The sequence below is a fragment of the Erwinia sp. QL-Z3 genome, from assembly GCF_004551645.1.
Lineage (GTDB): Bacteria > Pseudomonadota > Gammaproteobacteria > Enterobacterales > Enterobacteriaceae > Erwinia > Erwinia billingiae.
In genome coordinates this window covers 2,303,429-2,329,852 of record NZ_CP037950.1, presented here as the reverse complement: position 1 = coordinate 2,329,852, position 26,424 = coordinate 2,303,429, and the positions used below count along the sequence as shown (strand labels likewise).

General features: G+C 54.9%; 21 protein-coding genes. 11 read left to right on the top strand and 10 right to left on the bottom strand.

What is annotated here, in order from left to right:
- Positions 1 to 217 precede the first annotated feature (217 nt).
- Positions 218 to 1,501, top strand: a complete 1,284-nt coding sequence (locus tag E2F51_RS11255) for a cystathionine gamma-synthase family protein (RefSeq protein ID WP_134823493.1) — start codon at positions 218 to 220, stop codon at positions 1,499 to 1,501.
- Here E2F51_RS11255 and E2F51_RS11250 read toward each other — a convergent pair.
- Both E2F51_RS11250 and cueO read right to left on the bottom strand, forming a co-directional pair.
- On the bottom strand, positions 1,498 to 2,466 hold the full coding sequence (locus E2F51_RS11250; protein ID WP_013200810.1) for a glycosyltransferase family 8 protein: 969 nt from the start codon (positions 2,464 to 2,466) through the stop codon (positions 1,498 to 1,500). The genes E2F51_RS11255 and E2F51_RS11250 overlap by 4 nt on opposite strands.
- 404 nt (positions 2,467 to 2,870) lie before the next feature.
- On the bottom strand, positions 2,871 to 4,538 hold the full coding sequence (cueO, locus tag E2F51_RS11245; protein ID WP_134823492.1) for a multicopper oxidase CueO: 1,668 nt from the start codon (positions 4,536 to 4,538) through the stop codon (positions 2,871 to 2,873).
- A gap of 186 nt (positions 4,539 to 4,724) precedes the next feature.
- Here cueO and E2F51_RS11240 point away from each other — a divergent pair, with 186 nt between their 5' ends.
- The 3 genes from E2F51_RS11240 (at position 4,725) to speD (ending at position 6,875) form a co-directional block, all read left to right on the top strand.
- Positions 4,725 to 5,072 carry a YacC family pilotin-like protein gene (locus E2F51_RS11240; protein ID WP_013200808.1) on the top strand — a complete coding sequence of 116 codons (348 nt, stop codon included), beginning with the start codon at positions 4,725 to 4,727 and terminating at the stop codon, positions 5,070 to 5,072.
- A gap of 109 nt (positions 5,073 to 5,181) precedes the next feature.
- Positions 5,182 to 6,051 (top strand): polyamine aminopropyltransferase, encoded by an 870-nt coding sequence (gene speE, locus E2F51_RS11235; RefSeq protein ID WP_105760811.1) that lies wholly within the window; start codon positions 5,182 to 5,184, stop codon positions 6,049 to 6,051.
- A gap of 14 nt (positions 6,052 to 6,065) precedes the next feature.
- On the top strand, positions 6,066 to 6,875 hold the full coding sequence (speD, locus tag E2F51_RS11230; RefSeq protein ID WP_013200806.1) for an adenosylmethionine decarboxylase: 810 nt from the start codon (positions 6,066 to 6,068) through the stop codon (positions 6,873 to 6,875).
- A 59-nt stretch (positions 6,876 to 6,934) separates the two neighbouring features.
- Here the strand turns inward: speD and yacL are convergent, their stop codons facing one another.
- The 6 genes from yacL to pdhR form a co-directional block, all read right to left on the bottom strand.
- A complete protein-coding gene (gene yacL / locus E2F51_RS11225; protein ID WP_013200795.1) occupies positions 6,935 to 7,297 on the bottom strand; it encodes a protein YacL in 363 nt (120 codons plus the stop codon).
- 183 nt (positions 7,298 to 7,480) lie between these two features.
- A complete protein-coding gene (acnB, locus tag E2F51_RS11220; protein WP_134823491.1) occupies positions 7,481 to 10,078 on the bottom strand; it encodes a bifunctional aconitate hydratase 2/2-methylisocitrate dehydratase in 2,598 nt (865 codons plus the stop codon).
- A 265-nt stretch (positions 10,079 to 10,343) separates the two neighbouring features.
- Positions 10,344 to 11,768, bottom strand: a complete 1,425-nt coding sequence (gene lpdA / locus E2F51_RS11215; RefSeq protein WP_013200785.1) for a dihydrolipoyl dehydrogenase — start codon at positions 11,766 to 11,768, stop codon at positions 10,344 to 10,346.
- A gap of 183 nt (positions 11,769 to 11,951) precedes the next feature.
- On the bottom strand, positions 11,952 to 13,850 hold the full coding sequence (aceF, locus tag E2F51_RS11210; protein WP_134823490.1) for a pyruvate dehydrogenase complex dihydrolipoyllysine-residue acetyltransferase: 1,899 nt from the start codon (positions 13,848 to 13,850) through the stop codon (positions 11,952 to 11,954).
- Positions 13,851 to 13,863: 13 nt separating this feature from the next.
- The gene (aceE, locus tag E2F51_RS11205; RefSeq protein WP_013200783.1) at positions 13,864 to 16,527 is read right to left on the bottom strand and encodes a pyruvate dehydrogenase (acetyl-transferring), homodimeric type; all 2,664 of its coding nucleotides are present in this window, start codon (positions 16,525 to 16,527) and stop codon (positions 13,864 to 13,866) included.
- A 143-nt stretch (positions 16,528 to 16,670) separates the two neighbouring features.
- A complete protein-coding gene (gene pdhR / locus E2F51_RS11200) occupies positions 16,671 to 17,435 on the bottom strand; it encodes a pyruvate dehydrogenase complex transcriptional repressor PdhR (RefSeq protein ID WP_013200782.1) in 765 nt (254 codons plus the stop codon).
- A gap of 505 nt (positions 17,436 to 17,940) precedes the next feature.
- Here pdhR and aroP point away from each other — a divergent pair.
- From aroP to E2F51_RS11185, 3 genes are all read left to right on the top strand, one after another.
- On the top strand, positions 17,941 to 19,296 hold the full coding sequence (aroP, locus tag E2F51_RS11195) for an aromatic amino acid transporter AroP (RefSeq protein WP_134823489.1): 1,356 nt from the start codon (positions 17,941 to 17,943) through the stop codon (positions 19,294 to 19,296).
- A gap of 221 nt (positions 19,297 to 19,517) precedes the next feature.
- On the top strand, positions 19,518 to 20,924 hold the full coding sequence (locus tag E2F51_RS11190; RefSeq protein WP_053140218.1) for a glycoside-pentoside-hexuronide (GPH):cation symporter: 1,407 nt from the start codon (positions 19,518 to 19,520) through the stop codon (positions 20,922 to 20,924).
- Entirely contained in the window at positions 20,924 to 21,901 is a 978-nt protein-coding gene (locus E2F51_RS11185; RefSeq protein WP_134823488.1) for a family 43 glycosylhydrolase, read from the top strand. The genes E2F51_RS11190 and E2F51_RS11185 overlap by 1 nt, the downstream gene beginning before the upstream one ends.
- On the opposite strand, the gene ampE is transcribed toward E2F51_RS11185, so the two are convergent.
- Positions 21,875 to 22,729, bottom strand: coding sequence for a beta-lactamase regulator AmpE (gene ampE, locus E2F51_RS11180; RefSeq protein WP_134823487.1), 855 nt, complete (start codon positions 22,727 to 22,729; stop codon positions 21,875 to 21,877). The genes E2F51_RS11185 and ampE overlap by 27 nt on opposite strands.
- A gap of 5 nt (positions 22,730 to 22,734) precedes the next feature.
- Positions 22,735 to 23,301 (bottom strand): 1,6-anhydro-N-acetylmuramyl-L-alanine amidase AmpD, encoded by a 567-nt coding sequence (gene ampD / locus E2F51_RS11175; protein ID WP_134823486.1) that lies wholly within the window; start codon positions 23,299 to 23,301, stop codon positions 22,735 to 22,737.
- Between the two features lie 188 nt (positions 23,302 to 23,489).
- Between ampD and E2F51_RS11170 the strand changes: the two genes are divergently transcribed.
- The 4 genes from E2F51_RS11170 to nadC all read left to right on the top strand — a co-directional run bounded on the left by E2F51_RS11170 (position 23,490) and on the right by nadC (position 26,333).
- A complete protein-coding gene (locus tag E2F51_RS11170) occupies positions 23,490 to 24,050 on the top strand; it encodes a fasciclin domain-containing protein (protein ID WP_134823485.1) in 561 nt (186 codons plus the stop codon).
- Positions 24,051 to 24,120: 70 nt separating this feature from the next.
- The gene (locus E2F51_RS11165) at positions 24,121 to 24,690 is read left to right on the top strand and encodes an RNA polymerase sigma factor (protein WP_134823484.1); all 570 of its coding nucleotides are present in this window, start codon (positions 24,121 to 24,123) and stop codon (positions 24,688 to 24,690) included.
- Positions 24,687 to 25,349: an anti-sigma factor domain-containing protein gene (locus tag E2F51_RS11160; RefSeq protein WP_134823483.1), complete on the top strand. Its 663-nt coding sequence runs from the start codon at positions 24,687 to 24,689 to the stop codon at positions 25,347 to 25,349. The genes E2F51_RS11165 and E2F51_RS11160 overlap by 4 nt, the downstream gene beginning before the upstream one ends.
- Positions 25,350 to 25,442: 93 nt before the next feature.
- Positions 25,443 to 26,333: a carboxylating nicotinate-nucleotide diphosphorylase gene (nadC, locus tag E2F51_RS11155; protein WP_053140230.1), complete on the top strand. Its 891-nt coding sequence runs from the start codon at positions 25,443 to 25,445 to the stop codon at positions 26,331 to 26,333.
- Positions 26,334 to 26,424: the final 91 nt, after the last annotated feature.

Sequence of the window (26,424 nt, the reverse complement as noted above, 5' to 3'; positions counted from 1 at the left end):
AGTCTATCACAGATCCGCCGTCGTTTTCCCGTTGTTGCGCAAACCGCGCAGCGGAATTCGCCGCAGACGTATAGACTTCTATCTGTCGGGAAAGCCATATTTAATCATGCAAAAGGTTTTAACCATAGAACGATAATTCATTTATCAGCGCGATTGGGCCCATGATAACGTATGCTCACTTTAACCCCCTCAGCATGCCTCAGCGGCAGGAGTTTGCATGGCCTCTCCCCATTCTAAGAAGACCCATATTGGCAGTCGTGAGCTTCAGCCCGAAACCCAAATGCTTAATTATGGCTACGATCCGGCGCTGTCTGAAGGCGCGGTCAAACCGCCGGTGTTTCTTACCTCAACCTTCGTCTTTAATACCGCAGAAGAAGGCCGGGATTTCTTTGATTACGTCTCGGGACGCAAAGAGCCACCGGCGGGCGGCGCCAATGGTCTGGTCTATTCACGTTTTAATCACCCTAACAGTGAGATTGTTGAAGACCGGCTGGCAATTTATGAACGCACCGAGAGCGCCGCACTCTTTTCCTCCGGCATGTCCGCCATTTCCACCACGCTGTTGGCATTGGTCGAACCTGGCGATGCGATCCTCCATTCTCAGCCGCTGTATGGCGGCACCGAGACGCTGTTAAGCAAGACCTTCAGCAAGCTGAAAGTGGCGGCGGTAGGGTTTTCTGATGGGTTAGATGAGGCGATCGTGCAGGCCGCCGCTGAAGAGGCGATGAAGCTGGGCCGCGTGTCGGTGATCCTGATTGAATCACCGGCCAACCCGACCAACAGTCTGGTGGATATCGCCCTGATTAAACGGGTGGCCGACGCCATTGAACAGCAGCAGCAGCATCGCCCGATCATTGCCTGCGATAACACCCTGCTCGGCCCGGTTTTCCAGCGCCCTATCGAGCACGGCGCGGATCTGTCGCTCTATTCGCTGACTAAGTATGTTGGCGGCCATTCAGATTTGATTGCCGGAGCGGTGATGGGCAGCAAAGCACTGGTCAGGCAGATTAAAGCACTACGCAGCGCGATTGGCACCCAGCTTGATCCGCATTCCAGCTGGATGATTGGCCGTTCGCTGGAAACGCTGGCGTTAAGAATGGAGCGGGCCAATGACAATGCCGTCGCCGTTGCGGGCTTCCTGCGCGGGCACGAGAAGATCGCCAAGCTGCATTCACTGTCGTTCCTTGAGCCGGATTCACCGGCGGGCAAGACGTTCAGTAAGCAATGCAGCGGCGCAGGCTCGACCTTCTCCTTCGATGTGGTTGGCGGCCAACCTGCCGCGTTTAAGCTGCTGAATACGCTGCAGCTGTTTAAACTGGCGGTCAGCCTGGGCGGTACAGAATCACTGGCCAGCCATCCGGCCAGCACCACCCACTCCGGCGTCCCTGCTGATGTCCGTGCAAGAATTGGCATCAGCGAGGCAACCGTGCGGGTCTCAATCGGCATCGAAAACAAAGATGACCTGATTGAGGATCTCAAGATCGCGCTGTCAGCCCTTTAACCGGCGGCCTTGCTGCGCAATTTTTTGGCGGTGAATTGAAACGTCGAGACGGTCAGCCAATACGCTGCCTGAATCAGACGTTTCTTCATCAGCAGCTTTTTCGCGTAGTGATAGGATTCAAAGGCTTTTTTCGGCAACTCCAGCGGGACGTCTTTCCACGGTGAGCGGTTATACATATCAATGTATTTTTTGTTATAACCCGACTCATCGATGGAAACGCTCCAGGGTTTAGTCTGCCCGGCGTAATGAATAAACACCGGCGCTTTATTGGTGCTTTTATTTTTAGGAATAAAGTTAAATTCTGGCTCTATAAAATACACTTCATTATCCAGGATGATATTCAGGCAATCCTGATCCGGGAAAGTGTATTTTTTATCTTTGATTTTAACGAAGAATTCCGCCGTCACATCATGATCAACCCAGGCCTGAGTGTTAATTAACATCACGCCAGAATTGAAGTATTTTTTCTCTTTGCTTAACCCCAGATAGGTCAGATAGTCGCTGTTCATTCCCTTATCCTGCACGGCAGCGATGGTGTAGTCCGCCATGTCGATGGCTAATAGCGGAGCAATGTTGCCATCACAGACGATATCGCAGTCGAGGTACAGCAGTTGGCTCACCTGCTCATGCAGGATGTTGGAGGCCACTATGCGATAGTAGATTGATCTGGGATAGAAATCATACACTTGCAGTCCATCGAATACCGCATTATTCAACAGATACACCACCACGCTGACATTGGGATAACGGGTAAAGAACGACGCCGGGAAAAGGTCGTTATACTCATCGGTAAACAGGTGGAAGGTAATATTCAGTGCCGGATTTTTATCAATGATTGAAAAAATACAGACGCCACAATACGTCAGATAGCGTTTATCCGTGGTAAACAGAATATGAATATCGGCATTAAGATTGCCATCTGCCGTATAAGTTACTTTTTCTTTCACCAGCTCATGCGCATTCATCAGAGTGTCAGCTTTGTGTAAGGGGAAGTTATTTCAACTTATTGCCGCAATGAATATCAGTCAAGAAAGCATTAACGTTCCAACACTGCTACGGGCAGGCATATTTTCGCTTAATATCACCAAGACCAGCCAATAACAGAGTTCATCCGGGCTGGGATTTTAATTTCAGAAAACAGCTAAGGCAGGAAAAAACAGATCTTACAGCAGGTTAAAATAAGAACTAATACCATGTAATATTCAGGTCGACTCGGTTAAATCTCATTAAATAAATGCTGGTCTTATTTTTCAATCGCAAATAACTTAAGCCAAATTCAGATTATTCACAGAAGGTGTGCGGGCAAGTCAGGCAGGAAATTCACCCGTGGAAGGCGTCACTGTTCCACGGGTGAGGGATTTTACGGACGTTACTCGCTCACCGTAAAGCCGAGCATCATGCCGGTATCTTCATGTTCCAGCAGATGACAGTGCGCCATATAGGCCTGATCTTTCGCCGCCAGGTTGTCAAAACGCACCAGCACTTCGCTGCGCCAGCCCTCAACCCTGACAATATCCTTCCAGCCGCTGCGATGCGCTGCCGGAGGCTTGCCATTTTCTGACAGGATACGGAACTGGGTGCCATGAATATGGAACGGGTGCAGCATCTCGTCGCCTTCACCCGAAATCGTCCACTTCTCGACAACACCACGCTTCACGTCAAAGGACGGCGTATTCATATCAAAGGCTTTGCCATTGATTCGGTTGCCGCTATGGAAATCCCAGGCCGCCTTATCGCCGCCGTGATCCATACCGGACATCGCGCCATCATCCATGCCCGCCATCTTGCTATGGTCCGTGCCGGCCACAGGCTCCTGTTCCATCCCGGCCATTTTGCTGTGATCCATGCCGGCCATGCCCGCATCATCCCTGTCGTTATCGTGTGCATCGCCGCTCATGCCGGCCATGGCCGCATGGCCATATTTCTCCATCAGGGCGAGCATGCCACGGCGATCGAGCTCCGGATCCATGGTCAGTTTAAGCTGTCGTTCAGCAATCCCTTCAGTGGAAGGTAAAGCCGGCATCTCGACCAGGCTGTCCGGCAGCGTACCGCTGGCCATAATTTGCAGCGGCACGATGTGCAATATTGGCAACGGCTGGTTAAAGGGTGCCAGCGACATGCCCATCTGCCGCACGGGAAGCGTTTGCAGATCGAACTCTTTGCCATCGCTGGTATCGACCATGATTTCAAAGCGTTCACCCGGCATCATTGGCAGCTCTGTCAGCTCAACCGGCTCGGCCAGCAATCCGCCATCGCTGGCGATAACGTACAACGAACGACGATCGCAGGCGGTCAGGTTCAGCGTGCGCGCATTGCAGCCGTTCAGCACGCGCAGACGTAACCAGCCGCGCGGCACGGCGTGCTGAGGATAAATGGCGCCATTGGTCAGCATGGTATCGCCAAACCAGCCCACCGCCGCGCTCATGATATCCAGCTGATAATCGATTTTACTGCCGTCGCTGCTCAATCGTTTGTCTTGCAGGATCAGCGGAATATCATCCACGCCCCAGATTTTTGGCAGCAGCAGCTTCTCGCCAGCGATGTCTTTCACAATCACCAGCCCAGCCAGCCCCTGAGCGACCTGATAACCGGTCCTGCCATGCAGATGAGGGTGGAACCAGCAGGTGGCAGAGCGCTGGTCAGGCGTGAAGCTGACGGTGCGGGTCTGTCCCGGTGCGATCTGCGCCTGCGGGCCGCCATCCACGGAACCGGGGATGTCCAGACCGTGCCAGTGAACGGTGGTCGCTTCCGGCAGCTGGTTGCGCACGTTGATGGTCACCGGCTTGCCGCGTTCCAGCTGGATCGCCGGACCGAGCAGATCGCCGTTATAACCCCAGGTTGGCACGGTTTTACCCTGCCAGACCTTAGAACCGGTCTTCGCCGTAATATTCATCACGCCGCGCGGATCGGGCGTTAACAGCGCCGGGATCGGCAATTCAGGACGGCGTTCAGCCGCCATGGCGCTGCGGCTCCATAATGGCAAGGCACTGGCCGCGCCCATTGCCGCGGTTAGCTTAATAAAATCACGACGTTGCATTGATTCAGTTCGCCCTGGAAGAAAATTCTTGTTGGGAAGCATAAACCCTTCCCTACCGGGAAGGTCAAGCTTTGCCACCCCAGGGCCAGTAAAATAGCCGGATCCGGAGTTTTCTGCCGCAAAATTGTCTGAAGCCTGCGAATAACTGTGCTAACGTCAGACTATTGCAATCGGTTGAGATCAATTATGAAGAAAAGCATCAAGGCTCTGTTGTTACTGAGTCTCTTTGGCTTCTCGTCGACCAGTTTCGCACTGAGCGAATCTGAAGCGGAAGATTTAGCCGATTTAACGGCTGTGTTTGTCTATTTGAAAAATGACTGCGGATATCAGGATCTGCCGGACGGGCAAATTCGACGGGCGCTGGTGTTCTTTGCCCAGCAGAACCGCTGGGATTTGGCCAATTACAGCAGCTTTAATATGAAAGCGCTGGGCGAAGACAGTTATCGTGATTTGAGCGGTATCGCCGTTCCGAACGACATGAAGTGCAAATCCCTGGCACGTGACTCCCTGAGCCTGCTCGCGTACGTGAAATAATCCCCTCCCTTTTTCCAATTCTTGCTGATAATTTGACCGTGCAACCACGGTCAGAGTTAGCTATTATGTCGCGCCCATTTTTCGTGGCTGTTATGAGGAGAATCCCAGCATGGCCGAAAAAGAAATGTGGTATGAAACGCTTCATACCGGGTTTGGACAGTACTTTTCTGTCGATAAGATCCTGTACCGTGAACAGACCGGTCATCAGGATTTAGTCATCTTTGAGAATGCCGCGTTAGGTCGCGTTATGGCGCTGGACGGTGTGGTACAAACGACCGAGCGCGATGAGTTCATTTATCACGAGATGATGACCCACGTTCCCCTTCTCGCGCACGGCGCAGCAAAACGCGTATTGATTATTGGCGGTGGCGATGGCGCCATGCTTCGTGAAGTCAGCCGTCATAAAAATATCGAACAGATCACCATGGTGGAGATCGACGCGGGCGTGGTGACGTTCTGCCAGCAGTATCTGCCAAATCACAGCGCCGGTGCGTACGACGATCCGCGTTTTAAGCTGGTGATTGACGATGGCGTGAACTTTGTCGCTCAGTGCAGTGAAAAGTTTGATGTGATCATTTCTGACTGCACCGATCCGATCGGTCCGGGAGAAAGCCTGTTCACCTCGGAATTTTACGCCGGTTGCCAGCGTTGCCTTAATGAAAATGGCATCTTCGTGGCGCAGAATGGCGTTTGCTTCCTGCAGCAGGAGGAAGCGGTTAACAGCCACCGCAAACTGAGCCACTACTTTGGCGACGTCAGCTTCTATCAGGCGGCGATCCCAACCTATTACGGTGGCATTATGACGTTCGCCTGGGCCAGCAACAATCCCGCGCTGCGCCAGCTTGACAGCGCCACGCTTCAGGCCCGTTTTACCGCGGCAAACCTGACCTGTCGCTACTATAATCCGGCGATCCACACGGGCAGCTTTGCCCTGCCACAATATTTGTTGAATGCGCTGGCCGACCAGCCGGGCGTTTAAGGGGGTGAACGAAATTGCAAAAGCTTAAACTACATGGCTTCAACAACCTGACGAAAAGCCTGAGTTTTTGTATCTACGATATCTGTTACGCCAACACAGATGCAGAGCGTGACGGATACATTGCGTACATTGATGAGCAGTACAACGCCAACCGCCTGACGGAGATCCTTAGCGAGACCTGTTCGATTATCGGCGCTAACGTGCTGAATATCGCGCGCCAGGACTACGAGCCTCAAGGGGCCAGCGTGACCATTTTGGTCAGCGAAGAGCCGATCGATCCGAAAGATATCGACACCTCGGAACATCCGGGCCCGTTACCTAACTCGGTGGTAGCGCATCTGGATAAGAGCCATATCTGCGTGCACACCTACCCGGAGAGCCACCCGGAAGGCGGACTCTGCACCTTCCGCGCGGATATTGAAGTCTCCACCTGTGGGGTGATTTCGCCGCTAAAGGCGTTGAACTACTTAATTCACCAGCTGGAATCCGACATTGTCACCATCGACTATCGCGTGCGCGGCTTCACCCGCGATGTGAATGGCCTGAAGCACTACATCGATCACCAGATCAATTCGATTCAGAACTTTATGTCTGAAGACATGAAATCGATGTACGACATGCTGGATGTGAACGTCTATCAGGAGAACATCTTCCATACCAAGATGCTGCTGAAAGAGTTTGATTTGAAACACTATCTGTTTAACACCCGACCGGAAGACCTGAGCCCGCAAGAGCACAAGCGTATTACCGATCTGCTGTGGAAAGAGATGCGTGAAATTTACTACGGCCGCAATATTCCGGCCGTGGGATCAAAATCGCTGTAAGGGTTATGGCGTTAAGCAGCGGGTGGCCTCAGGGCCGCCCGTTTTTTTTGGCGCCCGTTTTACCGACCCTGCAGAAACGCCCGGTAAGCGGCGATCACCGCGAGGAAATCCTCCACGCCGCAGAAGCACAGGCTCTCTTCGTCGTAGTAGTTCATGCCCTCTTCCATCTCATCGCCTTCAACGCTCAGCAGGTTAGCGCGGACAATCACCTCTTCCTCGTCCAGCCACAGCGTGTATTCATGGCCAATGCGCTGCCACTGGCGCTCGCTGCCTTTTACGCTCTCTACCGCGGCTTCCACTTCATCCAGCAACGCCAGGTTGCCTTCCACCTCTTCATTAAACCAGTGGCCAACGGCTTCATGTCCCATCGACATGCGCACTTTCACCCCGCCGGTGAGGTCACGTAAAAATTCGTATTCCATACTGCTGTCCTCTGACTGCCTGTTTTGCACTGATAATGTGCATTTTCCGCGCATTGTGCGCTTTTAATGGGGGATAGCCCGCATTATCGCAGTCTGTCAGACGAAAAACAGCGATTTCAGGTCGGGTCGAAGCAATAAAAAAAGGGAGGCCATCAGGCCTCCCTTTCTCATCCAGCACCGACGTTATACGGCGGTCTGGAAGATCACACCGTCAGCTTTGTCCGTGTACTGGGACAGCTTGTCGAAGTTCAGATAACGGTAGGTGTCTACCGCGGTCTTATCGACCTGCAACATAAACTGCTGGTATTCGTCTGGCGTAGGCAGTTTGCCTAACAGCGACGCGACCGCAGCAAGTTCGGCTGATGCCAGGTAGACGTTAGCACCGGTACCCAGACGGTTCGGGAAGTTACGGGTTGAGGTGGAGACCACCGTCGCGCCATCTGCCACACGCGCCTGGTTACCCATGCACAGTGAACAGCCCGGGATCTCGATACGCGCACCGCTCTTACCGAAGACGCTGTAGTAGCCCTCTTCCGTCAGCTGCGCGGCGTCCATCTTGGTTGGCGGTGCCACCCACAGACGGGTCGGCAGCTGGCCTTTGTGGCTATCCAGCAGCTTACCGGCCGCACGGAAGTGACCGATGTTGGTCATGCAAGAGCCGATAAACACTTCATCGATTTTCTCGCCCTGAACATCAGACAGCAGACGGGCATCGTCCGGATCGTTTGGCGCACACAGGATCGGCTCCTTGATCTCCGCCAGATCGATTTCGATCACTGCCGCGTACTCTGCATCCGCATCGGCTTCCAGCAGATTCGGTTCAGACAGCCATTTTTCCATGCCCTGAATACGACGCTCAAGGGTACGACGATCGCCGTAACCTTCAGAGATCATCCACTTCAACAGCACGATGTTGGAGTTCAGGTACTCGATAATCGGTGCCTGGCCCAGCTTGATGGTACAACCGGCAGCAGAACGCTCGGCAGAGGCATCAGAAAGCTCAAACGCCTGCTCAACTTTCAGCTCTGGCAGACCTTCGATTTCCAGGATGCGACCTGAGAAGATGTTTTTCTTCCCTTTCTTCTCAACGGTCAGCAGGCCCTGCTTGATGGCGTACAGCGGGATGGCGTGAACCAGGTCGCGCAGGGTGATGCCAGGCTCCATTTTCCCTTTGAAACGCACCAGTACCGACTCAGGCATATCCAGCGGCATCACGCCGGTCGCCGCAGCAAACGCCACCAGACCTGAACCTGCCGGGAAGGAGATCCCGATTGGGAAACGCGTATGCGAGTCACCGCCGGTACCCACGGTATCCGGCAGCAGCATACGGTTCAGCCAGCTGTGGCTAATACCGTCACCCGGACGCAGTGAGACGCCACCCCGGTTCATGATGAAGTCTGGCAGCGTGTGGTGAGTAGAGACGTCAACCGGCTTAGGATAGGCTGCGGTGTGGCAGAAGGACTGCATCACCAGATCCGCAGAGAAGCCCAGACAGGCCAGGTCTTTCAGTTCATCACGGGTCATTGGACCGGTGGTGTCCTGAGAACCGACAGAGGTCATTTTTGGTTCGCAGTAGGCGCCAGGACGCACGCCGTCGGTGCCACAGGCACGGCCAACCATTTTCTGCGCCAGTGAGTAACCACGGGTGCTGACCGCCACGTCTTTCGCCAGGCGGAACACCTCGCTGTGCGGCAGGCCCAGAGATTCACGGGCTTTGGTGGTCAGGCCACGGCCGATGATCAGTGGAATACGGCCACCGGCGCGAACTTCGTCCAGCAGCACTTCGGTTTTCAGTGAGAAGGTCGCCAGCACTTCGCCGGTTTCGTGGTTCTTCACTTCGCCTTTGTACGGGTAGATGTCAATCACATCGCCCATATTCAGGTTCGCCACAGCCACTTCGATTGGCAGTGCGCCCGCATCTTCCATGGTGTTGAAGAAGATCGGGGCAATGTTGCTGCCCAGTACCACGCCGCCGCCTTTCTTGTTCGGCACAAACGGCAGGTCATCACCCATAAACCACAGCACCGAGTTGGTGGCGGATTTGCGCGATGAACCGGTGCCGACAACGTCACCCACGTAGGCAAGAGGGAAACCTTTCGCCTGCAGCGCTTCAATCTGCTTGATTGGGCCAACATTGCCGGCGTCGTCTGGCTCAATGCCTTCACGGGCATTTTTCAGCATCGCCAACGCGTGCAGTGGGATATCAGGACGGGACCAGGCATCCGGGGCCGGAGACAGGTCATCGGTGTTGGTTTCGCCGGTGACTTTGAAGACGGTAACGGTGAGTTTTTCTGCCAGCTCGGGACGTGACAGATACCACTCAGCATCAGCCCAGGACTTCAGGATCTTCTGCGCGTGTGGGTTACCCGCTTTGGCTTTCTCTTCCACATCGTAGAAGCTGTCAAACATCAGCAAAGTATGGGAAAGGGCTTTCGCCGCGATCGGGGCCAGCGTCTCATTGTCGAGCGCATCGATCAGCGGATGAATGTTGTAGCCGCCCTGCATGGTGCCCAGCAGTTCTACAGCTTTTTCAGGGGTAACCAGAGGAGAGGTCGCTTCGCCTGCGGCGACAGCAGCCAGGAAGCCAGCTTTCACGTAAGCCGCTTCGTCCACGCCTGGTGGAACTCGATTGATTAACAGATCAGACAGGAATTCTTCTTCGCCCGCAGGCGGGTTTTTCAGCAGTTCAACCAGCGCGGCCATTTGGGAAGCATCAATTGGTTTTGGAACGATCCCTTCGGCAGCACGCTCGGCAACGTGCTTACGGTATTCTTCTAGCACGACGTTCTCCTCGCTCACATTGTTATGGCATACCGGGCGGTTTACCGCGAAGTGAGGTGCGTATTCTGTAGGGTGAAGCGCCCGGTTACGCGAGGGGCAGCATAGCAGGATTTCGTTAGCATGTTAATCTGTTTACAAAAAAGCAACATTAATTCCCTGCAAAGCGCGATTCTATAGGCGTAACGCGCCTTACCATAACCAGACGTTTTGATTGGACAAAAAAAACGGCCCCCGTTGGGAGCCGTCTGGTAAACCACGTAGCGACTTACTTCTTCTTCGCTTTCGGGTTTGGCAGGTCAGTGATGCTACCTTCGAACATTTCGGCAGCCAGACCCACGGATTCATGCAGCGTTGGGTGAGCATGGATGGTCAGCGCGATATCTTCCGCATCACAACCCATCTCAATAGCCAGACCGATTTCACCCAGCAGCTCACCGCCGTTGGTACCGACAATTGCACCACCGATCACGCGGTGAGTTTCTTTGTCGAAGATCAGTTTGGTCATACCGTCTGCACAATCAGAAGCGATGGCACGACCGGAGGCCGCCCATGGGAAGGTGGCAGTTTCGTAACTGATGCCCTTCTCTTTCGCTTCTTTCTCGGTCAGACCGACCCAGGCAACTTCTGGCTCGGTGTAAGCAATCGATGGGATCACTTTCGGGTCGAAATAATGTTTCTTACCGGAGATCACTTCTGCTGCCACGTGGCCTTCATGCACGCCTTTGTGCGCCAGCATCGGCTGACCGACGATGTCGCCGATAGCGTAGATGTGCGGCACGTTGGTACGCATCTGCTTGTCGACGCGGATAAAGCCACGGTCGTCAACTTCCACGCCCGCCTGACCGGCATCCAGACCTTTACCATTAGGTACGCGGCCAATCGCCACCAGAACCGCGTCGTAACGCTGTGGTTCGGCCGGCGCTTTTTTGCCTTCCATGGTGACGTAGATACCGTCGTCTTTCGCTTCAACCGCGGTCACTTTGGTTTCCAGCATCAGATTGAACTGCTTGCTGATACGCTTGGTGAAGACTTTCACCACGTCTTTGTCAGCCGCAGGGATAACCTGGTCAAACATCTCAACCACGTCAATCTGTGAACCCAGCGCGTGATACACGGTCGCCATTTCCAGACCGATGATACCGCCACCCATAACCAGCAGGCGCTCAGGCACTTCTTTCAGTTCCAGGGCGTCGGTGGAGTCCCAGACACGAGGATCTTCATGCGGGATGAATGGCAGCTGAATCGGACGGGAGCCCGCAGCAATGATGGCGTTGTCGAAGTTGATGGTGGTGGCACCATTCTCGCCTTCAACCACCAGCGTGTTAGCGCCGGTGAATTTACCCAGACCGGTGACCACTTTCACTTTGCGGCCTTTCGCCATCCCTGCCAGACCACCGGTCAGCTGGTTGATGACTTTTTCTTTCCAGGTACGAATTTTGGTGATGTCGGTTTGTGGCTTACCAAACACGATACCATGCTCTTCCAGGGCTTTAGCTTCTTCAATCACTTTCGCGACGTGCAGCAGCGCTTTGGAAGGGATACAACCCACGTTCAGACAAACCCCACCCAGGGTGCTGAAACGCTCAACGATGACGGTCTCCAGACCTAAATCGGCTGCGCGGAAGGCTGCAGAGTAGCCCGCAGGACCTGCCCCAAGTACCACGACCTGAGTTTTAATTTCTGTACTCATCATGACCTCTTAGTTAACCGCTGGGATATTCATTCATCCACCGGTACGTTTACACCGCAAGAGTTTACAGAATTGTTAACAGACTGCAAACCGCTTGATACGAAACGTTTTCAACTACCTTGTCGACTTAGCACATCGAAAGTCGGCTATGAGAAGGCCGGCAAAAGCCGGCCTTGTAACGGTTTACATCACCAGACGGCGGATATCCGCCATGACTGTTGCGATGTAAGCCGCGAAGCGTGCACCGGCTGCGCCATCGATCACACGGTGATCGAAGGAAAGCGACAGTGGCAGCATCAGGCGAGGAACGAATTCTTTACCGTTCCAGACCGGCTCCATCGACGATTTAGACACGCCGAGGATCGCCACTTCCGGCGCATTGACGATAGGGGTGAACGACGTGCCACCGATGCCGCCAAGGCTGGAGATGGTGAAGCAGCCGCCCTGCATATCGCCGGCCGTCAGCTTACCGTCACGCGCTTTCTTCGAAATTACCGACAGTTCGTTAGACAGCTCAACAATGCCTTTCTTGTTGACGTCTTTGAACACCGGAACCACCAGACCGTTTGGCGTATCAACCGCCACACCGATGTTGATGTATTTCTTCAGCGTCAGCTTCTGTCCATCTTCAGACAGCGAGCTGTTGAAACGTGGGAACTCTTCCAGCGCTTTGGCAACGGCCTTCATGATGAACACCAGTGGGGTGATCTTCAGATCCAGTTTCTTCTTCGCGGCTTCGTCGTTCTGCTGCTTACGGAAGTTTTCCACTTCGGTAATGTCGGCCTTGTCGTGCTGGGTAACGTGAGGGATCACGATCCAGTTACGGCTCAGGTTGGCACCCGAAATTTTCTGGATGCGGCCCAGCTCGACTTCTTCAATCTCACCGAACTTGCTGAAGTCCACTTTCGGCCATGGCAACATGCCCGGCATACCGCCACCGGCCGCTGCTGCAGGTGCAGACTCGGCACGTTTAACCGCATCTTTGACGTAAGACTGCACGTCTTCTTTCAGAATGCGGCCTTTACGGCCCGTGCCTTTCACTTTCGACAGATTGACGCCGAACTCACGTGCCAGACGACGGATAACCGGCGTGGCGTGAACGTAAGCATCGTTCTCAGCGAACTCACCTTTGGATTCCGCTTTCGCCGGTGCCGGAGCCGCTTTCGCTTCCTGCTTAGCCGGTTCAGCCTGCTGTGGTGCCGCTGCCGGAGCAGCCGCCGCTGGCGCAGCGCCTTCCACTTCGAAGACCATGATCATCGAACCGGTTTTCACTTTATCGCCGGTGCTGATTTTGATCTCTTTCACGGTGCCCGCGAACGGTGCCGGGACTTCCATCGAGGCTTTGTCGCCTTCAACGGTGATCAGCGACTGCTCGGCAGCCACTTTATCGCCCACTTTGACCATGATTTCGGTGACTTCGACTTCGTCATCACCGATATCCGGCACGGCGACTTCTTTCGCGCCGCCGGCGGCGGCTGGTGCCGCTGCCGCTTCTTCTTTCACTTCTGGCTTCGCTTCAGCCGGAGCCGAACCTGAACCGGCAGTTTCGAAGACCATGATCAGCGAGCCGGTGCTGATTTTATCGCCGGTACTGATTTTGATCTCTTTCACCACACCCGCGAAAGGTGCAGGCACTTCCATTGAGGCTTTGTCGCCTTCAACGGTAATCAGCGACTGCTCGGCTTCCACCGTGTCACCGACTTTGACCATGATTTCGGTCACTTCAACTTCGTCAGAACCGATATCCGGCACGGCAACGTCTTTGCTTTCTGCCTGAGCAGGCGCAGCGGCTGCCGCCGGTTTCGCGTCTTCTTTTTTCTCTTCGGCTTTGGCCGGTGCCGCAGCACCTTCCGCGTCTTCGAAGATCATGATCAGCTTGCCGGTTTCAATTTTGTCACCGGTAGCAACCTTGATCTCTTTCACGACGCCCGCCTGAGGGGAAGGGACTTCCATAGAGGCTTTATCGCCCTCTACGGTGATCAGCGACTGCTCAACTTCAACCTTGTCGCCCACCTTGACCATAATCTCGGTGACTTCCACTTCGTCTGCACCGATATCCGGTACGGTAATTTCGATAGCCATTAATCTTTCCCTCTTATGCCAGACGCGGGTTGACTTTATCGGCATCGATATTGAATTTGATGATCGCTTCCGCCACCACTTTCTTCTCGATTTCGCCGCGTTTAGCCAGTTCACCCAGAGCCGCAACCACTACGTAAGACGCATCCACTTCGAAGTGGTGACGCAGGTTTTCACGGCTGTCAGAACGACCGAAACCGTCGGTGCCCAGTACGCGGTAATCGCTGGCTGGCATGAAGGTACGGATCTGCTCGGCGAACAGTTTCATGTAGTCGGTTGAGGCCACGGCCGGTGCATCGTGCATGATTTGCGCAACGTATGGCACGCGTGGTTCTTCTGTCGGGTGCAGCATGTTCCAGCGCTCGCAGTCCTGACCATCACGGGCCAGTTCGGTGAACGAGGTGACGCTGTAAACGTCAGAGCCAACGCCGTAGTCTTTCGCCAGGATCTGCGCAGCTTCACGCACGTGACGCAGGATAGAGCCTGAACCCAGCAGCTGTACCTTACCTTTGTTGCCTTCTACCGTTTCCAGCTTGTAGATACCCTTACGGATACCCTCTTCCGCACCCTGCGGCATCGCAGGCATGTGGTAGTTTTCGTTCAGCGTGGTGATGTAGTAGTAGACGTTCTCTTGCGCTTCGCCGTACATACGTACCAGACCGTCATGCATGATGACTGCCACTTCGTAAGCGTAAGAAGGATCGTAAGAGATACAGTTAGGGATAGTCAGAGACTGAATATGGCTGTGGCCATCTTCGTGCTGCAGACCTTCACCGTTCAGCGTGGTACGGCCGGAGGTACCGCCAACCAGGAAGCCACGAGCCTGCTGATCGCCTGCTGCCCAGCACAGGTCACCGATACGCTGGAAACCGAACATTGAGTAGTAGATATAGAACGGGATCATTGGCAGGTTGTTGGTGCTGTAAGACGTTGCCGCCGCCAGCCATGAGGCGCCTGCGCCCAGTTCGTTAATCCCTTCCTGCAGGATCTGGCCTTTCTCGTCTTCTTTGTAGTAAGCAACCTGCTCGCGGTCCTGCGGGGTGTACTGCTGACCGTTCGGGCTGTAAATACCGATCTGACGGAACAGACCTTCCATGCCGAAGGTACGCGCTTCATCGGCGAGGATCGGAACCAGACGATCTTTGATCGACTTGTTCTTCAGCATCACGTTCAGGGCACGCACGAAGGCGATGGTGGTCGAAATTTCTTTGTTCTGCTCTTCCAGCAAGGCGGAGAACTCTTCCAGCGCAGGCATTTCCAGCTTCTCGCTGAAGTTTGGCTGGCGGGTTGGCAGGTAGCCACCCAGTTTCTCACGCTGACCGTGCAGGTATTTGTACTCTTCGGAGTCTTTCTCGAAGGTAACATATGGCAGTTTTTCGATGTTGCTGTCGTCAACAGGCACGTTGAAACGATCACGGATATAGCGCACGCCATCCATGTTCATTTTCTTCACCTGGTGAGCGATGTTTTTGCCTTCAGCGGATTCGCCCATACCATAGCCTTTGATGGTATGTGCCAAGATAACCACAGGTTTCCCCTTGGTATCCTGCGCTTTTTTCAGGGCAGCAAAGACTTTCTTCGGATCGTGACCGCCACGGTTCAGTGACCAGATCTCGTCGTCAGACATGTCTTTAACCAGCGCAGCGGTTTCCGGGTAACGACCGAAGAAGTGCTCACGCACGTAAGCGCCATCGCGGGATTTGAAGGTCTGGTAGTCACCGTCCACGGTCTCGTTCATCAGCTGAACCAGTTTACCGGTGGTGTCTTTACGCAGCAGTTCGTCCCAACGTCCGCCCCAGATAACTTTGATCACTTCCCAACCGGCGCCAGCAAAGATGCCGTCCAGTTCGTTGATGATTTTGCCGTTACCGGTGACCGGGCCATCCAGACGCTGCAGGTTACAGTTAATGATGAAGACCAGGTTGTCCAGCTTCTCACGGGTGGCGATCGTGATCGCCCCTTTGGATTCTGGCTCATCCATCTCGCCGTCGCCGAGGAAGGCGTAAACGGTCTGCGCCGCGGTGTCTTTCAGACCACGGTGCTCAAGGTACTTCAGGAATTTCGCCTGGTAGATCGCGCCGATTGGGCCCAGGCCCATGGATACGGTCGGGAACTGCCAGAAATCAGGCATCAGTTTCGGGTGCGGGTAAGAGGACAAGCCTTTCCCGTCAACTTCCTGGCGGAAGTTGTTCATCTGCTCTTCGGTCAGGCGGCCTTCAAGAAAGGCACGTGCGTAAACGCCCGGAGAGATGTGGCCCTGGAAGTACACCAGATCGCCGCCGTCTTTTTCGCTACGCGCACGGAAGAAGTGGTTAAAGCACACTTCATAGATGGTCGCAGAAGACTGGAAGGAGGACATGTGACCACCGAGGTCCAGATCTTTCTTCGATGCACGCAGAACGGTCATGATGGCGTTCCAGCGAATTGCGGAACGGATACGACGTTCGAGAGAAGTATTGCCCGGATAGTCCGGCTCGTCTTCAACAGCAATAGAGTTGACGTAGTTGCGGGCATTCACGCCTGCCGCGATTTTAACGCCACCTTTACGTGCTTCGCTCATTACCTGGTCGATCAGGAACTGTGCGCGCTCAACACCTTCTTCACGGATGACCGATTCGATCGCCTGTAGCCAGTCGCGAGTTTCGATCGGATCCACGTCATTGTGTAAACGTTCTGACATGGGGGTATTCCTTATCTGTGTCTAATACGTTGAATTGTCTGGAGCCTGTCCCGCTGTGTCCGCAATCCTTCAGGCACAGTGAGACAGGCTCGTCGTGTATACCTTGCCAGTGGCAGGGCATAGTTCCGCGTTATGGTTACGCGTTAGTCCTTACGTTGCTGTAATCGTCGTAAGGAGCGCTCTCTGCGACTCTGCTCCCGACTTCTGTCCAGCAATATTTCCTCGATAAACGCCAGGTGACGGTGTGAGGCTTCGCGCGCCTTTTCGGGTTCGCGTGCCACAATCGCCTCAAAAATTCTGGCGCGGTGACCGCCTACTTTTGCCAGCATTTCCCGGCGCGAGTAGAGCAATTCGAAGTTCTGTCTGACGTTCTGTTCCAGCATCGGCCCCATGCTGCGGAGTAAATGCAGCAGCACCACATTATGGGCCGCTTCTGTTACAGCGATCTGATACTGCATCACCGCATCCGCTTCTGCGTCCAGATCCCCGCTGTCTTGTGCGGTCTGGATCTGCACATGGCAGTGGCGAATACGTTCAAAATCATCGTCCGTGCCCCGGAGCGCGGCGTAATACGCGGCGATCCCTTCCAGTGCATGGCGCGTTTCCAGCAGGTCAAACTGGGATTCCGGGTGGTCAGCCAGCAGTTCAACAAGCGGGTCGCTCAGGCTTTGCCACAGGCTGGTTTGCACAAAGGTGCCACCGCCCTGACGACGCAGCAGTAAACCTTTCGCTTCCAGACGTTGGATAGCTTCACGCAGAGAAGGACGGGAGACATCAAACTGTTTTGCGAGCTCACGTTCCGGGAGCAGCTTTTCACCCGGACGCAGGGTCCCTTCCATAATCAGGGACTCGAGCTGTTGCTCGATAGCATCGGATAGCTTTGGTTGGCGGATTTTACTGTAGGCCATCATCCCTTCTTCTGCCATTTGCCGAAGTTAATTGGTAATACCAATTGCAAAAAGGTGCCCGTAAACTAACAAAGTATTCACCTTATGTCCATATGGCAACCCACTGAAACAGGACCCACGTCTCGTTTTCCCATAGAGGAAGAGTCCCGAAAATGGGGTGGAAAAGCGGGGTGTTTCAAATGTTAAATTTTTTAACTTTTCTGAAACAAGGCAAGCGTTTAGTGGGTAAAAATCCACCGGCCATAAGGCAACGTTATTCGTCTTTTGGTCGGGTTTGTGACAGAAACATGAATTGTGATTAAGCGATGAATTTTTAGGCATTCTCCCGCACAAAAAGCGAAAGCGAGTGCAATAGCCCCCGCTTATCACTATTCTTGTCGCGAAGGTAGCATGAGCCTCTTTTTAGTGTCTCTGGCACTGTAAATTTTTCAATACGTTACCTGTGACAACTGACTGACAAAGACGCGTCTTTTGTTGAAAATAATAACGACATCATGAGGTTTATATGGAACAAACACAGGGCGAAACGCTGAAGCGGGGATTGAAAAACCGCCATATTCAGCTGATCGCGTTGGGCGGTGCCGTGGGTACTGGCCTGTTTCTCGGCATTGCCGATACCATCCGCATGGCGGGCCCGTCGGTGCTGCTGGGCTACGCGATCGGCGGCTTTATTGCCTTCCTGATTATGCGTCAGCTGGGTGAAATGGTGGTCGAAGAGCCGGTAGCCGGTTCCTTCAGCCACTTTGCCTACAAGTACTGGGGCAATTTTGCCGGTTTCGCCTCTGGCTGGAACTACTGGATCCTGTATGTGCTGGTGGCGATGGCGGAACTGACCGCCGTCGGCAAATACATCCAGTACTGGTATCCGGATATTCCGACCTGGGTGTCTGCCGCCGTGTTCTTCGTGGTGATCAATGCCATCAACCTGACCAACGTAAAAGTGTACGGTGAGATGGAGTTCTGGTTCTCGATCATTAAAGTGGCTGCGGTCGTGGCGATGATTGTGTTCGGCTGCTGGTTACTGTTCGGTGGCCATGCCGGACCTGAAGCGCGCGTCTCCAACCTGTGGGATCGTGGCGGCTTCTTCCCGAACGGCATTTCCGGCCTGGTGATGGCGATGGCGGTTATCATGTTCTCCTTCGGTGGCCTTGAGCTGGTTGGCATCACCGCGGCAGAAGCGGATAACCCAGAGCAAAGCATCCCGAAAGCGACCAACCAGGTGCTGTACCGCATCCTGATTTTCTATATCGGCTCGCTGACCGTACTGCTGTCGCTGTATCCGTGGACCAAAGTGATTGGCGGTGCCAGCCCGTTCGTGATGATTTTCCACGAGCTGGGCGACAGCCTGGTGGCGAATGCGCTGAACGTGGTGATCCTGACGGCGGCGCTGTCGGTGTATAACAGCTGCGTGTACTGCAACAGCCGCATGCTGTTTGGCCTGGCGCAACAGGGCAACGGCCCGAAAGCGCTGCTGAAGGTCGATTCGCGCGGCGTGCCGGTAATGGCCATCGCGGTTTCTGCTGCCGCCACCGCCTTCTGCGTACTGATCAACTATCTGATGCCGGGTGAGGCCTTCGGTCTGCTGATGGCTCTGGTGGTGTCGGCGCTGGTGATTAACTGGGCGATGATCAGCCTGGCGCACCTGAAGTTCCGCCGTAAGAAAGATCAGCAGGGCGTGGTCACCCGCTTTAAGGCGCTGCTGTATCCCGTGGGTAACTATATCTGCCTGCTGTTCCTGGCCGGTATTCTGGTGATTATGGCGATGACGCCAGGCATGGCGATCTCCGTCTGGTTGATCCCGGTGTGGATTGCCATTCTGGGCGTGGGTTATATGCTCAAGTCACGGTCTCAGAAAGCCTGACAGCAAGAGGGCACGCCCGTGCCCTCTTCTTTTCCTTCCGCTCGTTCACCAGTTCTGCTTACTGTTCATCGTCGGCTTCCCCGCCTGAAAGCATAAATGTTATCCACCTCACACTTTCTCGCCGACAGGGATTTTGTCCATCTCTGCGACGCTTTCCACCAGCGCAAATCCCCCCTAAGCCATTAATACTGCACTTCATGATTCCAGTAAGGGAAAAATCCATGAAGGGCACTGCACTTTCGATTAAAGAGAAGATTGGCTACGGCATGGGCGATGCGGGCTGCAATATGATCGGCGGCGCCATCATGCTGTTCCTTAATTATTTCTACACAGACGTGTTTGGTCTGGCGCCCGCGCTGGTCGGCGTGCTGCTGCTGTCGGTACGGGTTATCGATGCGGTGACCGACCCGATCATGGGCGCGATTGCCGACAGAACGCAGAGCAAATATGGCCGCTTCCGGCCCTGGCTGCTGTGGATTTCCCTGCCCTATGTGCTGTTCAGCGTGCTGATGTTTACCACGCCAGAATGGACCTATAACAGCAAGGTTATCTATGCCTTTGTCACCTACTTCCTGATGTCGCTGACCTATACGGCGATCAATATTCCCTATTGCTCGCTGGGCGGCGTGATCACCAATGACCCGAGCGAACGCGTCTCCTGCCAGTCTTACCGCTTTGTGATGGTCGGTATCGCCACCCTGATCCTCTCCCTTTCCCTGCTGCCGATGGCGGAGTGGTTTGGCGGAGAAAACAAAGCCCGCGGTTACCAAATGGCGATGAGCGTGCTGGCGCTGATTGGCCTGTGCATGTTCCTGTTCTGTTTCGCCACGGTGCGCGAACGTATCCACCCGGCGGTGCCCAGCAATGACGATCTGAAATCTGACCTGAAGGCCGTGTGGAAAAACGACCAGTGGGTTCGCATCCTGCTGCTGACCTTCTGCAACGTCTGCCCCGGCTTTATCCGTATGGCGGCCACCATGTACTACGTCACCTGGGTGATGGGCCAGTCAACGCACTTCGCCACGCTGTTTATCAGCCTGGGCGTCATTGGCATGATGATTGGCAGTACGCTGGCGAAGGTGATGACCGACCGCTGGTGCAAACTCAAGGTATTTTTCTGGACCAACATCGTGCTGGCGATTTTCTCCAGCGGCTTCTACTTCCTCGATCCTCACGCTACCGTGCTGGTGGTGGTGATGTACTTTGTGCTGAATATCCTGCATCAGATCCCTTCGCCGCTGCACTGGTCGCTGATGGCAGATGTGGATGACTACGGTGAATGGAAAACCGGCAAACGCATTACCGGTATCAGCTTCTCCGGCAATCTGTTCTTCCTGAAAGTGGGACTTGCGGTCGCCGGTGCCATGGTGGGCTTCCTGCTCTCTTATTATGGCTACGACGCTGGCGCGAAAGCGCAGGCACCGAGTGCCATCAACGGCATTATGCTGCTGTTTACCGTGATCCCTGGCGTGGGCTATCTGATCACCGCCGGCGTGGTTCGCCTGCTGAAAGTGGATCGTCCGATGATGCTGCAAATCCAGCAGGACCTGGAGAAGCGTCGGCAGAACTTCCAGGAATTGAACGACTATCACGACAGTAAATCCCCAATCAAACCGGTGAACACATAATGACTTCCTCACTCTGGCAAAACCCGTTAATCGAGCAGCGCGCCGATCCTTTTATCCTTTTCGATCGCGGCAACTACTACTTTATCGCCTCCGTCCCGGAATATGACCGGCTGGAAATCCGCCAGGCTAAAACGCTGGCCGCACTGGCTGAGGCCTCGCCGGTTGTAGTTTGGCGAAAACCAGACAGTGGCGAAATGAGCGAGCTGATCTGGGCACCCGAACTGCACAGAATCGACGGTATCTGGGTCATCTACTTTGCCGCGGCGCCCACCCAGGCGATCAAAGACGGCCTGTTCCAGCACCGGATGTTCGCGCTGGCCTGCACGGACGATAATCCCCTCACCGGCGCGTGGCGAGAATGCGGGCAGATTGTCACCCCGATCGACAGCTTTGCGCTGGATGCCACGCACTTTGTGCATCAGGGGAAGAACTGGTATTTGTGGGCGCAGAAAGATCCGGCCATCGCCGGTAACTCCAACCTCTATCTGGCGGAGCTTGCCACGCCGTGGGCGATAAAAGGTGAGCCGGTGATGATCAGCCGGCCCGAATTTGACTGGGAATGCCGGGGGTTTAGCGTCAACGAAGGCCCCGCCGCAATCCGCCATGGCAATCGTCTGTTTGTCAGCTATTCCGCCAGCGCTACCGATGAAAACTACTGCATGGGCTTACTGTGGATTGACGCGGATGCGGACCCGCTGAACGGTGCTAACTGGCATAAATCGACGCAACCGGTCTTTACCACCAATACGCAGCACCGCCAGTTTGGGCCCGGTCATAACAGCTTTACGGTTTCAGAGAAGGGAGAGGATGTGCTGGTCTATCATGCGCGGAATTACACCGAAATTGAGGGCGATCCGCTGTATGACCCTAATCGTCATACGCGGATCAAAACCTTTTGCTGGAATGCGCAGGGGATGCCGGAATTTGGCACGCCTCCCGCAGATTCGTCGTCAGACCAGCGTGCCGTAAATGGTTAACAGCGCGACCACCACCACCATCACCCACGAAACCTTCTTCGCCAGCGCTACGGCGACGCGAGGGGTTTCGACCTTATCGGTGTGCGGATCGCGCGCCAGAGAGAACTGGGCCAGCCGCGTCAGCACCTGATATTGCGAGGTGTGGCGGTCGCCAAGGGAAGCAAACCAGGCGGGCAGCGCGCGCTCGCCATGGCCCAGCAGCGCATACGCCACGCCCACTAACCTGACCGGCAGCCAGTCAACAATATGCAGGATCGCATCCCCGCCCGACTGTGAGCGCTCCAGCGGTGAATGATGACGCGCCAGCCACGACTGCCACGCACGCAGGAAGGCGTATCCCACCAGCAATACCGGTCCCCAGGGGCCGCCAACCACAAACCAGAACAGCGGGGCCAGATAGTAGCGGAAGTTAATCCACATCAGCGCGTTTTGCAGTTCGCACAGGTATTCCCGTTCGTCGCAATCGACCGGAATACCGTGGATGAGCGTCAACTCTTCCGCCATCGCCTGATGCGCATCGGTGTCGTTATGGCTCGCCGCTTTCAGATAGGTATGATAATGCAGGCGAACAGACCCGGCACCGATGCACAGCAGCCCAACTGCAATCCAGAACAGCAGTTGCAGCACGCCGAAAAACAGTCCTTTCAGCGCCAGCAGACAAACCACCATCACCGCCATCGCCAGCAGCATCATCGATAGCGTACGCACCAGCGAAAACCGGTGCTTCTTGCGAAACAGCGGCGCCAGGTGATGATCCAGCTGCCAGTGTTCGCCCATTTTGAACAGGCGTTCCCAGCCCAGAACCAACAACAAACTAAAAAGCGTCATGCCTGTTACTCCTGTACTGGGGCGTCCGGGCGGCTGCCCAGCGCGTCCCGAAATCTTGTCCAGTCAAAAGCCGGACCCGGATCGGTTTTTCTTACCGGCGCAATATCACTGTGCCCGGTGATGTGCTCGGCTATTCCGGGATAATGAGCGATAAGCAGCGCGGTGAGTTCTTCCAGCGCCTGATACTGCGCATCGGTGTAGGGCAGGCTGTCCGTCCCTTCGAGTTCGATGCCAATGGAAAAGTCATTGCAGGCTTCACGGCCCTGATAGGTCGATACGCCAGCGTGCCATGCGCGAAGGTGGAAAGGAACGTACTGCACGATTTCACCGTCGCGGCGGATCAGGCAGTGCGCGGAAACCCGCAGCTGGGCGATATCGGCAAAATAGGGATGGGCGTGGGGATCTAAGGTCCCGGTGAATAACGCATCGATCCACGGACCGCCAAACTCACCGGGAGGCAGGCTGATATTGTGGATCACCAACAGCGACGGCGTTTCATTATCCGGACGCTCATTGAAATGCGGCGAGTGAACCCGCTTCACTCCGTGGATCCAACCCTCGTGCAACTGCATGCCCTGCTCTCCTTTTATAACGATTTCATCAGAGTAGCATGAATCATTTTTGGATAACCAAACTTCTGATAAGCGCCAAATCCGGCCGATGAAAATTATTTTATTTTTCCTGCATCCAGTTCGCGTCCCCAGCCGTAGATAGCTTTGTAAGGCAAATGTGCCTTCTCTGACTCTCAAAGGAACACATCATGAAAACAATCGTTCGCACGGCGCTTTGCGCATCATTACTGTTCAGCGGTGTCGCCATGGCTGACTCGATGAGCAACAACGTTATGGTCGGCGGCTCTGCGATGTTCCCGTCAAAAAACATCGTTGAAAATGCGGTGAATTCCAAAGATCACACCACGCTGGTGGCGGCAGTTAAAGCGGCTGGCCTGGTCGATACCCTGCAGAGCAAAGGCCCGTTCACGGTCTTCGCGCCTACCAATGCCGCGTTTGCCAAACTGCCTGCGGGTACCGTCGACAACCTGCTGAAGCCGGAAAATAAAGCCATGCTGACCAGCGTGCTGACCTATCACGTGGTTGCCGGCAATTATGACATGAAGATGTTAGAGAAAAAGATTAAACAGGGTAAAGGCCATGCCGAGCTGAAAACCGTTAACGGTCAGCCGCTGGGGATTATGAGTAACGGCCCGCACAATATTCAGCTGAAAGATGGTCAGGGAAATGTCGCTAATATCAGCACCTACGATGTTCATCAAAGTAACGGCGTAATCGACGTAATTGATACCGTGCTGATGCCGAAATAACAAAAAAGCGTTATACCAGGTGCAGCAGGTTTTCTCAGATCCTCTGCACCTTTTTTTTACAGGAAGCTTCATGACAGACGATGTTATCGACAGTCAGGTTCTTTTACTGCAAGCGGTCGGCCAAGGTGACAGGCGGGCGTTTGAACAGCTTTATCGCCAACTTTCCCCTTATCTTTTCGCCATCGCCTTGCGCATGCTTCGGCGGCGCGGCTGGGCCGAAGAGGTGCTGCACGACACGATGCTGGTCATCTGGCAGCGCGCCGCCAGCTACGATCCGCTGCTGAGTGCACCAAAGACCTGGATGACCACACTTATCCGCCATCGGGCCATTGATTACCTTCGGCTGAAGGGCAACCAGGCCTCTCCGCTGGATACGCTGGATATCGACACGCTGAACGAAGATTACACTGAGGGACTCTCCTGCACCTTTGCGGACGGTTTACCCTCGACCTCTGAAGCCCGCAGATTAGCGGACTGCCTGGATCATCTTCCGGGAGAACAACGACAAAGTGTGATGCTGGCCTATTATCAGGGCCTGTCGCACAGCGAAATTTCTGAGCACCTGCAGCAACCGGCTGGCACCGTTAAAAGCTGGATCCGTCGCGCATTGGCCCATTTGAAAGAGTGTGTGGGAATATGAAAACAACAAGCCAATACGATTCGGCCCTCGCTGCAGAATATGCCCTCGGCACCTTACGCGGCCCCGCGCGCCAGCAGTTCGAACGCCGGTTGCAACAGGAGCCCGCACTGCAGGAAGAGGTCAGCCGCTGGCAGACAATGCTCGGCCATATGGACCACGCGGTGCAACCCGTTGTCCCTTCTGCCGACGTCTGGCAAAAAATCCTGCGTGACCTGCCAGCCGAAAAACGCGCGCGGATGCCATTCCGCTGGCATTACCTCGGCTGGGCGCTGGCCGCGTCCTTCGCCGGCGCGCTGATCGTCAACATCTATCAACAACCCGCCTCTTTGCAGGCCGTTGCCGTGCTGAACAGCAGCGGGAGCCAGCAGGGTTCCTGGGTGGTTGCGCTGAATCAGGCCCGGAGCGAGCTGACGCTGCAGGCAATTAATGCCAGCGCGCTGCCCGCGAAGCAAAGCCTGGAACTGTGGCTGATCCCGCCGGGACAAAAGCCGCAGTCATTGGGTCTGGTTGATCCCACGCGCATCACGCGCATCGCCTTGAACAGCAACCGACTCAGCGACCTGCCGCTGCTGGCCATCAGCCTTGAGCCGCAGGGCGGTTCACCCACCGGCCAACCCACAGGTCCGGTGGTGTTTAGCGGCAAGGTTTCGTCAATCTGACGGTGGCAATTGCGGCATCGCGGCTTGCTGGCAAGCTTCCGCTAAACAGGCTAGCATGGTCGAACTCTCTATCCGACCTTTCGGAGTTCGATCATGACTACCCGCCGCTACGATCCGGACAGCCGCCGCACGGCATTGCTGGAACGTGTTGAGGATGATATTCCCCCAAGTGTTGCTCAGGCCCTGCGTGAAGATCTGGGAGGCGAAATTGACCCCTGCAAAGATATCACCGCCAGCCTGTTACCTGCCGAAGCAACCTCGCATGCCGTTGTTATTACTCGCGAAGCGGGTATTTTTTGCGGCAAGCGTTGGGTGGAGGAAGTGTTTATCCAACTCGGCAATAAAACCCAGATCCTCTGGCATGTTGAGGACGGTGATGCGATCGCCGCCGATCAACCGTTGTTCGAAATCACCGGCCCTTCTGCATTGATCCTTACGGCAGAGCGCACGGCGCTGAATTTTGTGCAGACGCTGTCTGGCGTGGCGACGGAAGTCAGCCGCTATGTGGCGATCCTTGAAGGGACCCGCACCCAGCTGCTGGATACCCGGAAAACCCTGCCGGGCCTGAGAACGGCCCTGAAATATGCGGTGCTCTGTGGCGGCGGCGCTAACCATCGCCTGGGGCTTTCTGACGCGTTCCTGATTAAAGAGAATCATATTATTGCCACCGGTTCGATTCGCGATGCCGTGGAAAAAGCCTTCTGGCTGCATCCGGATGTCCCGGTTGAAGTCGAAGTCGAGTCTTTGGACGAGCTGACCCAGGCGCTGGCTGCCGGTGCAGATATCGTGATGCTGGATAACTTCACCGTTGAGCAGATGCGTGAAGCCGTGAAGCAAACCGACGGCAGCGCGCTGCTTGAGGTCTCCGGCAACGTCACCGATGAAACGCTGCGGATCTTTGCGGAAACCGGCGTCGACTACATCTCGGTCGGGGCGTTGACCAAACACGTCCGTGCGTTAGATCTTTCAATGCGCTTCAAATAAGCCTGCGCATTGTGCCCCCACGCCATCGTCTTTGCGATGGCGTTTTTACCTTAAGCTTTCGTTATGCGATCCCCCTTCCAGCCCGTGCACT

What these genes read in the sequence shown, in the direction of transcription:
- E2F51_RS11255 (WP_134823493.1), top strand. Translation starts at nt 218, where the DNA reads ATGGCCTCTCCCCATTCTAAGAAGACCCATATTGGCAGTCGTGAGCTT.
- E2F51_RS11250 (WP_013200810.1), bottom strand. Translation starts at nt 2,466, where the DNA reads ATGAATGCGCATGAGCTGGTGAAAGAAAAAGTAACTTATACGGCAGAT.
- cueO (WP_134823492.1), bottom strand. Translation starts at nt 4,538, where the DNA reads ATGCAACGTCGTGATTTTATTAAGCTAACCGCGGCAATGGGCGCGGCC.
- E2F51_RS11240 (WP_013200808.1), top strand. Translation starts at nt 4,725, where the DNA reads ATGAAGAAAAGCATCAAGGCTCTGTTGTTACTGAGTCTCTTTGGCTTC.
- speE (WP_105760811.1), top strand. Translation starts at nt 5,182, where the DNA reads ATGGCCGAAAAAGAAATGTGGTATGAAACGCTTCATACCGGGTTTGGA.
- yacL (WP_013200795.1), bottom strand. Translation starts at nt 7,297, where the DNA reads ATGGAATACGAATTTTTACGTGACCTCACCGGCGGGGTGAAAGTGCGC.
- lpdA (WP_013200785.1), bottom strand. Translation starts at nt 11,768, where the DNA reads ATGAGTACAGAAATTAAAACTCAGGTCGTGGTACTTGGGGCAGGTCCT.
- aceF (WP_134823490.1), bottom strand. Translation starts at nt 13,850, where the DNA reads ATGGCTATCGAAATTACCGTACCGGATATCGGTGCAGACGAAGTGGAA.
- aceE (WP_013200783.1), bottom strand. Translation starts at nt 16,527, where the DNA reads ATGTCAGAACGTTTACACAATGACGTGGATCCGATCGAAACTCGCGAC.
- pdhR (WP_013200782.1), bottom strand. Translation starts at nt 17,435, where the DNA reads ATGGCCTACAGTAAAATCCGCCAACCAAAGCTATCCGATGCTATCGAG.
- aroP (WP_134823489.1), top strand. Translation starts at nt 17,941, where the DNA reads ATGGAACAAACACAGGGCGAAACGCTGAAGCGGGGATTGAAAAACCGC.
- E2F51_RS11190 (WP_053140218.1), top strand. Translation starts at nt 19,518, where the DNA reads ATGAAGGGCACTGCACTTTCGATTAAAGAGAAGATTGGCTACGGCATG.
- E2F51_RS11185 (WP_134823488.1), top strand. Translation starts at nt 20,924, where the DNA reads ATGACTTCCTCACTCTGGCAAAACCCGTTAATCGAGCAGCGCGCCGAT.
- ampE (WP_134823487.1), bottom strand. Translation starts at nt 22,729, where the DNA reads ATGACGCTTTTTAGTTTGTTGTTGGTTCTGGGCTGGGAACGCCTGTTC.
- ampD (WP_134823486.1), bottom strand. Translation starts at nt 23,301, where the DNA reads ATGCAGTTGCACGAGGGTTGGATCCACGGAGTGAAGCGGGTTCACTCG.
- E2F51_RS11170 (WP_134823485.1), top strand. Translation starts at nt 23,490, where the DNA reads ATGAAAACAATCGTTCGCACGGCGCTTTGCGCATCATTACTGTTCAGC.
- E2F51_RS11165 (WP_134823484.1), top strand. Translation starts at nt 24,121, where the DNA reads ATGACAGACGATGTTATCGACAGTCAGGTTCTTTTACTGCAAGCGGTC.
- E2F51_RS11160 (WP_134823483.1), top strand. Translation starts at nt 24,687, where the DNA reads ATGAAAACAACAAGCCAATACGATTCGGCCCTCGCTGCAGAATATGCC.
- nadC (WP_053140230.1), top strand. Translation starts at nt 25,443, where the DNA reads ATGACTACCCGCCGCTACGATCCGGACAGCCGCCGCACGGCATTGCTG.